The organism is Longibacter sp., assembly GCF_051155795.1.
Taxonomy (GTDB): Bacteria; Bacteroidota; Rhodothermia; order Rhodothermales; family Salinibacteraceae; genus Longibacter.
This window is the reverse complement of the sequence record NZ_DAXETW010000148.1, coordinates 1-10,742: the sequence shown is the minus strand read 5'-3', so window position 1 is coordinate 10,742 and position 10,742 is coordinate 1. Positions and strand designations below refer to the sequence as shown.

Here is a 10,742-nt window from a genome sequence, read left to right as displayed (position 1 = left end):
GGCCCTCTACCGGCACAACATCACCCTCTACCGGCTGGAGCTCCTCACCGAACGGACTCTCACGAGGTGAGATTGGTGGGTGTGATCGGGAGTGGTTAATCGGATTTCGCTTCTCACTTTCGTCTCAACCCGAACGTTCGAATCCGCTCTAATCCACTATCCACAATTCATCTCCCCAAACCCACAATCCACATTTCAATGACCCGTACCCGCTTACTCGCTGCCCTGCTCCTCACCTCCGCGCTCACGTTCTCCGCCTGCAGCTCCGAGGAGGCGCCGAATCCGTCCGATGCAGAGCCGATGTCGGTGACCACGGCTGTCGCAGCTGAATCGGCGGAGCCCACGGTCTACCGATACAGTGGCACGATTCAGGGAGCACGCCGCATTCCGCTCTCAACCAAGATGATGGGGACGATCACGTCACTCGACGTAGAGGCCGGCGACCAGGTCCGCCGCGGCCAGACGCTGGCCCGCGTGCGCAGCCAGAACCTGAAGGCACAGAAGCAGCAGGTCGAGGCACGCCTTCAGGAGGCACGGGCGGCCTTGCAGAACGCCGAGACGAACTTTGATCGCATCCGGACCCTGAAAGCAAAAGACAGCGCCACGCAGAAGGAGTTCGACGACGCGAAAACGGGCTACGAACGCGCGAAAGCTCGCGTGCAGGCCCTGGAGGGCCAGTTGGCCGAGATTAATGACACGCTCGACTACGCCACGATTACCTCTCCGATCGACGGCTTCGTCGTGGAGAAACGCTCCGAGACAGGCGCCCTCGCCACGCCGGGACGACCGCTGCTCGTCGTCGAAACGCTCGACGATCTGAAAGCCCTCGTGCAGGTCCCGGAAGCCGAGATCAATCGCTTCCAGATGGGCGAGTCCGTTTCCGTAACCGTCGGTGCGGCGGATCAGGCAAAACGATCCGGCATCGTGACGCAGATCAACCCTGCAGGGAACTACGCCAGCCGTCAGTTCGAGGTGCAGGTTCGGCTCGACCGAGAGAACACGTCCGCGATTAAGTCAGGGATGTACGCCGAAATACTGTACCCGGTGGAAGCCGTCCCGTCGCTGACCGTCCCCGAAGCGGCCATCGTCCACCGCGGCCAGCTCACCGGCCTCTTCGCCGTCCGGGACTCGACGGCTCTGCTCCGGTGGGTCCGACTCGGTGAGAAGCGCGGCGATCGCGTCGAGGTTCTCTCCGGGCTCCGACCGGGCGAGACCTACATCGCCGACGCCGCCGGTCGCATTCTGGACGGGCAGACGGTTCATACGCGGTAACGGATCGCCCTCCCCCTTCCCGCCGCCCCTTCTCCGGGGCCGAGCATCGATTCAATTTCCCGATCTACCATGGCACAGACGAACGGACTCGCCGGCACCATCGCCCGCGGCTTCATCAACTCGAAGTTGACGCCCCTCCTCATGGCGGCCTTCCTCGCCATCGGGCTGTACAGCGCCTGGCTCACGCCCAAGGAAGAAGACCCGCAAATCGAGGTGCCGATGGCGGATATCGCGGTCCGCTATCCGGGCGCCACCCCGCAAGAGGTCGAGCGGCGTGTGGCAGAGCCGCTGGAACGCCTCGTCACCAACATCGAGGGCGTTGAGTACGTCTATTCGACGTCGATGCCGGGGCAGGCCCTCGTGTCGGTCCGGTACTTTGTCGGGGAGCCCTCCGAGCAGAGCATGGTGAAGCTCTACGAGGAAATGCTCAAGCACATGGACCAGATGCCGCCCGGCGCGAGCATGCCGCTGATTCAGACGCGGGCCGTGGACGACGTACCCGTCCTCACGCTGACGCTTCACTCCGATCACGAGGACTACGACGACTACCAGCTCCGCCGCATCGGGGAGGAGATGGCGATGGACCTCAAGGCCGTCGACGGCGTCGCGGACGTGAGCGTCCACGGGGGACGCGAGCGCACGATGCGCGTCACCCTCGACCCGAACCGGTTGGCCGCCTACAACGTCGACCCGCCCGCCATCGCGCGGCAGCTCCGGGCAGCCAACCAGCAGGTCGATGCAGGTACGTTTGAGAAGGGCGATACGTCGTTCATGGTCGAGACCGGAGCGTTCCTCGCCTCCGCGGAAGAGGTTCAGAACCTCGTAGTGGGCGTGCACCAGGGGAGCCCGGTCTACCTTCGACAGGTTGCGGACGTGCAGGACGGACCCGCTGAACCCCACCGGTACGTCTCGTTCGGCTACGGTGCCGGTCACGCCAGCACCGCTCCCACAACACCGGCAGCACGCCAGCAGACGAGCGGTCTGAAGCCCGCCGTTACCGTCGCGATCGCGAAACGCAGCGGCAAAGACGCCATGACCATTGCCGAGCGCGCCCTCGAGAAGCTGGATGGGATGCAGGCAACGCTCGTACCGAACGAGGTCACGGTCACCACCACCCGTAACTACGGCAAATCGGCGTCCGATAAGGTCTCGGAGCTGTTGATTCACCTGCTCGCCGCGATCGTCGCCGTCACCTTCATCGTCAGTCTCGCCATGGGCTGGCGTGGCGGACTCGTCGTGTTTCTATCGGTCCCCATTAGCTTTGCCCTGACGCTCTTCGTCTACTACTTCTTCGGGTACACGCTCAATCGCATCACCCTCTTCGCGCTCATCTTCGTGACGGGCATCGTGGTGGACGACTCGATCATCGTGGCGGAGAATATGGAGCGACACTTCAAGATGAAGCGATTGCCGAAATTCCAGTCGGCGATCACAGCAATAAACGAGGTCGGCAACCCGACCATCCTCGCCACCCTGACGGTCATCGCGGCCGTGCTGCCGATGGCGTTCGTGAGCGGCCTGATGGGACCGTACATGAGCCCGATGCCGATCGGTGCATCGATGGCCATGACGTTTTCCCTCGTTGTCGCCCTTATCATTACGCCGTATCTCGCCTACCGCCTCATCGCCGGTGGAAACGACGAGGAGAAATACGGCGGGGAGTCCGACTACCATCTTGAGGAGACGCTGATTTACCGCTGGTACGCAGCGACCATCGAGCCGATGCTGAACAGCCCGTGGAGGCGGTGGTCGTTCATTGGCGTGACCACACTGCTCCTGCTCGGAACGGTGTCTCTCTTCTACTTCCGCGTCGTCACCGTGAAGATGCTGCCGTACGACGACAAGGACGAATTCCAGGTCGTCGTCGACATGCCGGAGGGCACGACCCTGGAGCGCACAGACGCCGTGCTCCGGGAAATGTCGGCCTACCTCGCGCGGCAGCCAGAGGTGACGGACGTGCAGACGTACGCCGGCGACGCCGCGCCCGTGAATCTGAACGGGCTCGTCCGCCACTACGATATGCGCTCTGCGCCGCACCAGGGAGACATCCAGGTCAACCTCATCTCCGCCCACAGCCGCGACGAGCAGAGCCACGCCATCGCAAAGCGCATGCGCAATCCACTGACGGATGTCGGCAGGCGCTATGACGCGCGCGTCAAGGTCGCCGAAGTGCCGCCCGGCCCGCCGGTGCGCGCCACCCTGGTCGCTGAAATCTACGGGCCCGACATCGACACCCAGATCGCCCTCGCGGACAGCGTCCGACAGGTCTTCGAGGCCACGGAGGGCGTGGTGGATGTCGACTGGCGCGTCGAAGACGACCAGACGAAATATACCTTCGACATCTACAAGGAGAAGGCCATGCGCGCAGGCGTTTCCGCCGCCCAAATCTCCGAGACCATGCGGCTCGCCGTGGGCGGTCAGGACGTGACCACGATGCACCTGCCCCAGGAACGTTCGCCCGTAGGTGTACACGTGCAGCTCGGGCAAAGGAATCGGTCGAGCCTGGCCGACCTGCAAAACATCCGCGTGCAGTCGCAGACGGAGGCGATGATTCCGGTCGCCGACCTCGTCACCATCGAGAAAGGCGTGCGCGACAAGTCTATCGACCGCAAAAATCAGCGGCGCGTCGTCTACGTGATGGCAGACGTGGCGGGCGACATCGAAAGCCCGGTCTACGCGATGCTCGACATGGAAGAACGCCTCGAAGACATCAAAGCGCCCGCGGGATATGATTTCAGTCAGCTGTACACAGACCAGCCCTTCGCCACGGACGGGTATTCGCTGAAATGGGACGGCGAGTGGCGCATCACCTACAAGGTCTTCCGCGACCTGGGCATCGCCTTCGCGGTCGTGTTGCTCATCATCTATATCCTGATCGTGGGGTGGTTTCAGGACCTCCTGGTGCCGCTGGTAATGATGGTCGCCATCCCGCTCTCACTCATCGGCATCGTCCTCGGCCACTGGATGCTCGGCGCCTTCTTCACCGCCACGTCCATGATCGGGTTCATCGCTTTAGCCGGGATCATGGTGCGTAATTCCGTCCTGTTAATCGACTTCATCAACCTCAGGCTGGACGACGACGTGCCCCTTCGACAGGCGGTGATCGAGGCCGGCGCGGTGCGAACCCGCCCCATCCTGCTAACGGCCGGCACCGTGGTGATCGGTGCGGTGGTCATCCTCTTCGATCCGGTCTTTCAGGGGTTGGCCATCTCGCTCATGGGCGGCGCCATCGCGTCGACGGCACTCACGCTTCTGATCGTGCCTCTGATCTACTTCATGCTCCGAAACGAACTCGCCGACACGGCACGGGTCGCGGAGTGACGCCTCATGCCGGAGCATACAGCAGCCCCTTGAACCAACCGACCATCGAACACCTGACCACCGAAACGCTCGAACACCTCAACACCTGACCACCTCTCCCATGAAACTCGTCGCCGTCATGAGCCTGGATTCGAACCGGAAGGCGCTCCACCGGATGTACCGCGAGCACTCCATCCAGGTGTTTAGCGAGATCGACATCAAAGGCTATCACCACACACAGTCCCCGTCGGCTGCCGACGTCGGGTGGTTCGGACATGCCTCGCATCCAGCGTATTCCACGCTCACCTGGGCGTTCTTGCCCGCGGACCAGGCGGAACAGCTACTGGATGCCATTGCGACGCTCAACGCGGACACGGATCCGGAGCATCCGATCCGGGCCTTCCAGATGCCGGTGGACCGCAGCATCTGAGGTCACGCCATGCGTTCGCATCCATGCAGCCAACAGCACGCGGCTCGTCATTCTTCCACACGTTCAGCCGAGCAGCACTCCATGACCGACCACCCTGCCGCCTGCCGCATCCCCTCCACCGACGAGAAGATCGTCCGCATCCTCGGAGGTTCGGTCGTACTCGCCGGACTCGCCCTCGGGTACTTCGGCCCGGCATGGGGCTACCTGATCACCGTATTCGCCGCTGTTAACCTGATCCAGAGCGCATTCACCGGGTTCTGCCCGCCACAAATCTTGCATGGCTGGCTCACCGGGGACGCCAAACGGCCGGAATACGCCGAAACTGGCAGGGACGTTTAGTGGTACTAAGGCGCCAGTTGCCATGTCCGCGCAAACCGTCCACCTCTTCCGGCGACACCGGTCGCGCACCTCCCCGTCTGCCATGTCTCTTTCGCCCGACCCTTCATCCGACGCTGTGCAGGGCGCCGGCGCGCCGTCCCCAAATCGGTCCGCGTCGGCGGGTCATGCCTTCCGAGACCAACCGTCCCGGTCACCCTACATGGTGTGGTTCGTCGTCATCGCGGTTAGCGGTGTCGCCATCGCCACCGGCACCATCGGTCCACTGATCGAGGTGCTGATCATGGTCGGCATTCCCCTATACGTGATCGCACAGGCCGGACGGACCTACCTTCGCTCGGCTGCGGGATTGCGATCGCGTCCGTCGTCCTCCCACCTGCTGACGGCAGGTCGCTACATGGTACGAGCCCTTCCTCGCTTCGGCGGCGGATTCTACGGCCTCGTCGCGACGATTACCTTTCTCGCCTATCAGATTCGCGAGGTGGGGGACTCCGCCTGGTTCCAGACCGATGCGTGGGGCGGGGCCGTCTCTCGCGCATCGACGGATCCCTTTGCGTTCCTCACGCAAGACCTGGCCATGATGCTATGGGATGTCATTTTCCCCATCAGCGCAAACTGGATCGTCGGATTGGTTCACGCAGCCGTCTGGCCGGTCTTCGTCCTGCAGTGGGGCGGCTTCTGGGCCCTCGGCGTGGTCATCCTGCTCGGCATCGCCTACGCCCGGGTAATGCCTCGCGTATGGCCGGTCGTCCTCGCGCGTGTCGCCGTCCGTGATGCCCATCTCTCTCCTACCACGTCTCCGGACAATGACGCTCCCTCTCCCCCGAACGGCGAAGCCGGGTAATCCTGCACGGCTTCATTCTTCCCCATCCCGGACGGATGCTACCGGGACATGCAAAAGGCCGACACCCGTTTCGGGATACCGGCCGCTGCGGCTACGCTCCTGTTGCTGCAATCCGCTCCGTTCAGGCCGCGCGTGACTCGCCGAAGCCAAGATCCGGACCGCCCTGCAGCGACCGATTCATGCGGTCCCACACGTCGTTAACGGACGCGTCATCCGCCGCACGGTCTTCCGGTGACTCGTCGGTTTCGGCGGTTGACCCGGCGCCGGTGTACTCGTGAAGCGTGGATACCCGGCGACGCAAAAGGTCCTCGATAAGGCCTTCCACACTCCGCCCCTCTCTGCGCGCAACCTGCGCTGCACGCTCCATAAGGGACGCGTCGATATCTACAGGAACCGATTCAGTAGCCATGATGCTCGAGGTTGATTCGTGTGCTGCGTGACCATGGACAGTACAAGTTGCATGCCGTAGACCCTTACCAACGGGGCTCGGGAAAAGTCCGCTGCATTCCCGTTCCTTACAATCCGATCACACAGCTTTATCCACGCTTAGATTCCGCCTCGACACGCCTGAGAGATCCCAACGTCACGTTCACGAAATCGGACTGAAGCGTCGATCCTCGAGTATACCAACGGAAGCGCAACGCGGGATGCACATCCCTGCACGCTCCCACCTGCCATTAGCACAAACGATCGACGAGTAGCGGGACCGGCGCAAGGGACGCCGATGCCCGAGAAGGTGAAGACTTCGTCCGTCCCTCCTGACCAGCTCGGACCCGAGCTCTACTCATGGATCCGTGATATCGTAATGCCATGCCGGGTCCGGCCCCGGGTCGTTTTGCCCGACCGTTAGTGCGTCATGGCGTACGTCAGGATGTTTGCGCCCATGCGAAGAGCCGCCTGTCGCTTCTCCGGCGAATTGTTGTGCACGGAGGCCGGCTCCCATCCGTCGCCCAGATCCGTCTCGTATGTGTAGAACACCATGATGCGTCCGCCGTCGTCGCGAATGCCGAATCCCTGAGGCGCCTCTCCATCGTGCTCGTGAATCTTGGGCAGGCCGTCCCGAAACGAATAGCGCGTATTGTAAATCGGATGATCGAAGGGAATTTCCTCCAGCTCGCGGTCGGGGAAGACGGTCGAGAGTTCGCGCCGGACGTGTTCGTCCAGACCGTAGTTGTCATCAATGTGGAGAAATCCACCGCCCAGCAGGTACTGCCGTAGCCGTTCCACTTCCGTCGGTGACAGGCTAATGTTTCCGTGGCCGGTCAGGTACAGGTACGGGTAGGAGAACAGGTTGTCGCTTGTGAGCTCGACGGTTTCCGCGTCCGGCGCCACGTCCAGGAGCGTATTCTGCCGGACAAACGACAGCAGTTCGGGCAGCGACTGCTCGTCACTGTACCAGTCACCCCCACCTCCGTACTTGACGCGTGCGATTGTGACGCTTGCGTCCGAGGACTGTGCCTGCACCGGCGTCCACGTGGGCGGAAGCGCCAGCAGGCAGATTAGGCCCGCCACCAGGGTGGAGCATGCGATGTTCGACGAGAAGAAATACAGCATTCGTGCATCGGCGCGTGGCGAAAAATCGACGATGGATAAACCCGTTGTGGCGGCGCAGGATTCATCGCCGCTCCGCCCATCCGCACATGATTCAATCGGCTACCGACGCGATGGCTCGGCGCCTCTCGGACGGGACGTCTCGCTGGCCAGGGCGGGATTGGCCCGCCGAACCCGTGTCCGCACCGAGCGTTTGTCTGTCTCACGCGACCTATCCACCCGTCCCGCACACCATGTCCCGCTTCCTGAAAGCCCTCCTGATTACCGGCGTTGCCACCGGCGCCGCAGCGCTTCTGCTGAAGTCCATCGACCTGGAATCCGCCGACGCGCCCATGGACGACGACATCGCGGCGCTGGGCTTCGATCCAGAAGACATTCCGGACGAGGACGCCGAACTTCTTCTCAAAGAGCTCGCTTCGCAGCTCATGTAGGCCCACGGTCCTCGCCGCTTTCTGTGCCTGCACTACGCCCCGAATGTCTGACGAATACAGCAAGTGCCCGTCCTGTGCCGTCGAGTACGAGGACGACGGTGACGTTGACGTGTGCCCGTACTGCGGTTACGAATTTCCCGAACGGGCGACCAGTACGCGCTGGGTAGCGTGGCTCCTCGTCCTCCTGATGCTCTGGCCCGCCATCAAAGGCATCATGTACCTCCTGGGCTAACCCCCACCCTCCGGGCCAGAATCCCCTCCCCATTCGCACTTCGCCCTTCGCCCTTCGCAATTCGCAATTCGCCTTCCCTATGCTCATTCCCTCGACACTTCTCGGAGACCGTTCGCCCGAGACCTTTCTTACCGAGTACTGGCAGAAAAAGCCGCTGCTGATTCGTGGCGCGCTGCCGGACTTCGAGTCGCCGCTGGAACCGGGGGAGCTGGCGGGCCTCGCATGCGAGGAAGGTGTGGAGAGCCGACTGATCCTGGAGGAGGGAGGCGAGTATCCGTGGGAACTGCGATTCGGCCCGTTCGACGAGGACGATTTTCTTAGCCTGCCGGAAACGAAGTGGACGGTACTCGTCCAGGAAGTCGACCGGCTCATCCCGGAGGTCGGGGACCTGCTCGATGCGTTTTCGTTTGTGCCGAAGTGGCGGATCGACGACGTGATGGTAAGCTACGCGCCCCGCGAAGGAAACGTTGGCGCCCACATCGACAACTACGACGTGTTTCTGCTGCAGGGACAGGGCAAGCGGCGGTGGGAATGGGGCGAGGAGCCCGTCCACGATGAGGAGATCGTCCCGGACCTCGACGTACGCATGCTCAAGGACTTCGTGGCCGATCGCGAGGCGGTTCTCGAGCCGGGCGACATGCTTTACCTTCCTCCCCGTATCGCGCACCACGGCGTGTCCATGGATGATGCCTGCATGACCTACTCCGTCGGATTTCGTGCCCCGAGCCACGAGGAGCTGATCGCCGACTTCATGCAGTACGCCATGGAGCGCACCGACCCGGACGCCCGATACGGCGACCCGAACCTGTCGGTCCCGAGCGAGCCGGGAGAGATCGGGGACGACGCAAGAGAGAGCATCCGGACCCTTCTGCGCGGCCTGACGGAGGACGACGCGTCCATCGACCGGTGGTTCGGCTCGTTCATCACGGAGCCGAAACGTGACCGCTTTGCCATGCCGCTGCCGGAAGATCTCTCCGCAGCGGATGTTCGCGAGGCCATTCGTTCGGGACAGGGCGTCCGGCGCGGCCCGGCGACACGGCTTGCGTTCATCCGGAACGACGACGAAACGGCCAGCCTGTTCGTCAACGGCTCTGAAATCCTGCTCGGCGACGAAATCGCCTACGCCGCGCCCCTCCTCACCGGCTCTGAGTTCATACCCGCCGACGACCTGCGTCCCCACCTGGACGACGAGGCGTTCACCTCTCTTCTCCAGACCCTCGTGAACGACGGCCTCCTGGAGCTTTCACCCGGCCTCGCATAAGCATCTCCCCAAACCGCATCGCCTAACAAGGTCTCGCAACCCATGCCCTCTCCCGGTACCACCGCCCCCGCCATTCAACCGTATCTGACCGGCTTCCAGACCATCAAGCGCGACGCGGAAGCGTTGATTCACTCCGCCGAGGATGATGTCCTGAACACGGCGCCGGCACCGGACGCGTGGTCAGCGATTCAGTGCCTCGACCATCTTAACACGGCGGGCTGGCTCTTGCTCACGCGCATGGAACGACGGATCAATGACGCGGAAGAAAACGGCCCGTTCGGGCAGGGGCCGTTCCGGTACGGGTTCGTCAGCCGCATCATGATCCGGCTGATGCAGCCGTCGTCCATATTGTCGATTCCGGCGCCCTCGTCCTACACGCCGGACGCGCGACACACCCTCGAGACAAATGCCGTCGCCACGGAGTTTCTGCAGTTACAGGACGACTTCATCGCTTGCTGCGAACGATCCGAGGGCCTCGACCTGCGAAAGGTGCGCGTGGCCTCCCCTGCCATGCCGATCCTATCAATCAGCCTCGGCGCCTGGTACGAGGCAACGATCGCCCACGAACAACGCCACCTGAAGCAAGCCCGCGACGCCGTCGAACGCGTTCGAGCGGGGGGCGGGGTTTGAGGTTTGGGGAAGGGCGCGGGGGAAGGGGTGAGAGGGAGATGGGGAGAATTGTGTGTATGTCTGTAGGTTTGTAGGTCTGTAGGTTCTCGCGATCCAGGCGATGGCGCTACAGATCGGATTGTCAAGCAGTGCCCCCGGCCTTGCGCGGTTCGTCGTCTTGAGCGCGTAGCCGAGCCATGACGAGAACGAATCCCTGTTTGAGCGAGCGGAGCTCGCGAGTTCGGATTCGTTCCGCAGCGAACGGCGCAGCGCTAGACGAAGCGCGGACAGACGGGCGACGGGAGCGAAGCGACTCATGAAATAAAAAAAGTCAAGGCCTGCCGAAGATCAGCGAAGGGTCCGGTCCACTACGCTGAAATTCTTCGAAGGGCCTGGAAGGTCATCCCTTGGACTCAACCTCTCTATGAGCCTGGACTCGCAGTCTGGCGGGTTGCTTCGAGGTTTCAGACAGGAAG

At 62.8% G+C, this 10,742-nt stretch carries 11 protein-coding genes; 9 read left to right on the top strand and 2 right to left on the bottom strand.

The features are described 5' to 3' along the window. Window positions 1–198: 198 nt before the first annotated feature. From ACFCU0_RS14195 to ACFCU0_RS14175, 5 genes are all read left to right on the top strand, one after another. Window positions 199–1,272 carry an efflux RND transporter periplasmic adaptor subunit gene (locus ACFCU0_RS14195; protein WP_434974340.1) on the top strand — a complete coding sequence of 358 codons (1,074 nt, stop codon included), beginning with the start codon at window positions 199–201 and terminating at the stop codon, window positions 1,270–1,272. 69 nt (window positions 1,273–1,341) lie between these two features. Continuing rightward, window positions 1,342–4,593 (top strand): efflux RND transporter permease subunit, encoded by a 3,252-nt coding sequence (locus ACFCU0_RS14190; protein WP_434974339.1) that lies wholly within the window; start codon window positions 1,342–1,344, stop codon window positions 4,591–4,593. 100 nt (window positions 4,594–4,693) lie between these two features. Then, window positions 4,694–5,002: a hypothetical protein gene (locus ACFCU0_RS14185; RefSeq protein ID WP_434974338.1), complete on the top strand. Its 309-nt coding sequence runs from the start codon at window positions 4,694–4,696 to the stop codon at window positions 5,000–5,002. An 81-nt stretch (window positions 5,003–5,083) separates the two neighbouring features. Then, window positions 5,084–5,341 carry a YgaP family membrane protein gene (locus ACFCU0_RS14180; RefSeq protein WP_434974337.1) on the top strand — a complete coding sequence of 86 codons (258 nt, stop codon included), beginning with the start codon at window positions 5,084–5,086 and terminating at the stop codon, window positions 5,339–5,341. 82 nt (window positions 5,342–5,423) lie between these two features. After that, complete coding sequence (locus ACFCU0_RS14175) at window positions 5,424–6,182, top strand: hypothetical protein (protein ID WP_434974336.1); 759 nt, start codon at window positions 5,424–5,426, stop codon at window positions 6,180–6,182. Between the two features lie 121 nt (window positions 6,183–6,303). On the opposite strand, the gene ACFCU0_RS14170 is transcribed toward ACFCU0_RS14175, so the two are convergent. Then, window positions 6,304–6,591, bottom strand: coding sequence for a hypothetical protein (locus ACFCU0_RS14170; protein WP_434974335.1), 288 nt, complete (start codon window positions 6,589–6,591; stop codon window positions 6,304–6,306). Between the two features lie 437 nt (window positions 6,592–7,028). Beyond that, window positions 7,029–7,736: a DUF4159 domain-containing protein gene (locus ACFCU0_RS14165; RefSeq protein WP_434974334.1), complete on the bottom strand. Its 708-nt coding sequence runs from the start codon at window positions 7,734–7,736 to the stop codon at window positions 7,029–7,031. Between the two features lie 230 nt (window positions 7,737–7,966). Here ACFCU0_RS14165 and ACFCU0_RS14160 point away from each other — a divergent pair, with 230 nt between their 5' ends. The 4 genes from ACFCU0_RS14160 to ACFCU0_RS14145 all read left to right on the top strand — a co-directional run bounded on the left by ACFCU0_RS14160 (window position 7,967) and on the right by ACFCU0_RS14145 (window position 10,287). Next, the gene (locus tag ACFCU0_RS14160; protein WP_434974333.1) at window positions 7,967–8,164 is read left to right on the top strand and encodes a hypothetical protein; all 198 of its coding nucleotides are present in this window, start codon (window positions 7,967–7,969) and stop codon (window positions 8,162–8,164) included. A 43-nt stretch (window positions 8,165–8,207) separates the two neighbouring features. Further along, entirely contained in the window at window positions 8,208–8,396 is a 189-nt protein-coding gene (locus tag ACFCU0_RS14155; RefSeq protein WP_434974332.1) for a zinc ribbon domain-containing protein, read from the top strand. Between the two features lie 79 nt (window positions 8,397–8,475). Beyond that, the gene (locus ACFCU0_RS14150; protein ID WP_434974331.1) at window positions 8,476–9,657 is read left to right on the top strand and encodes a JmjC domain-containing protein; all 1,182 of its coding nucleotides are present in this window, start codon (window positions 8,476–8,478) and stop codon (window positions 9,655–9,657) included. A 42-nt stretch (window positions 9,658–9,699) separates the two neighbouring features. Next, window positions 9,700–10,287: a DinB family protein gene (locus ACFCU0_RS14145; RefSeq protein WP_434974330.1), complete on the top strand. Its 588-nt coding sequence runs from the start codon at window positions 9,700–9,702 to the stop codon at window positions 10,285–10,287. Window positions 10,288–10,742 lie beyond the last annotated feature (455 nt).